General features: G+C 65.6%; 1 protein-coding gene. It reads right to left on the minus strand.

What is annotated here, in order from left to right:
• Positions 1–175 precede the first annotated feature (175 nt).
• Positions 176–828 (minus strand): transposase (locus IE271_RS41115; protein ID WP_190195508.1); only part of this gene is annotated, 653 nt, incomplete at its 5' end.

An 828-nucleotide genomic window follows, 5' to 3' on the forward strand; every position in this document is an offset into this window, starting at 1 on the left:
TGTGGCAACTTCAAATCAGACGGACTTGCGGGCGCAAAAGCCAACGAGACGGATGGCCAAGCCTCCACCCTGGAGAACGCCATTCGGTATCTATGGGGGAGAAGCACTTAAAGCGGTCGGGGATGAGAGCCACATATAGGGCTTGGCCTGCATAAACACCCTCTCAGTGGGTGTTTCATCCCGGCGATGGCGTCTCATTCAGCGGTGTCGGGTCTCTCCAGGTTGGTGTGGATTCTCCGGTCAGGCGGCGGGTCATGAGGTCGATCATGCGGAGTTCGATGAGGGCTTCGGAGCGGACGGTCAGTGTCTCGTGGTCACGGGCCAGTCTGCGGAAGATCATGAACCAGCCGTACGTTCGCTCGATCACCCACCTTCGGGGCGGCGGAGTAAACCCTTTTGTGCCGGGGGTGCGTTGGACGACTTCGAGGTCGATGCCCAGGTGGGCGGCGTGTTGGAGGACGGTGGTGCGAAAGGCGCTGTCCGCCCACATTTTGCGCAGGCGGGGGTGGGCGGCGTGGACGGTGTCGAGCAGGTGCGGGGCGATGGCGCTGTCGGAGCGGCCGGCCGCGGTGGCCAGCACGGTGAGGAGCAGGCCGAGGGAGTCGGTGACGGCTCCGCGTTTTCTGCCGACGATTCTCTTGCCGACGTCCGCGCCCTGGCTGGTCCGGGGGACGTTGTTGGAGGTCTTCACGCTCTGGGTGTCGAGGGCGCCGGCGCCGGGCTCGACGGCGCGGCCCTGGCTCTGGCGGGTCAGCCGGTGCAGGAAGCCGTGCAGTTGGTGGAGGACGCCGTCGCGCTGCCAGTGGGCGAAGTACCCGTAGACGGTGG

The sequence above is a fragment of the Streptomyces minutiscleroticus genome (genome assembly GCF_014650875.1).
GTDB classification, from domain to species: domain Bacteria; phylum Actinomycetota; class Actinomycetes; order Streptomycetales; family Streptomycetaceae; genus Streptomyces; species Streptomyces minutiscleroticus.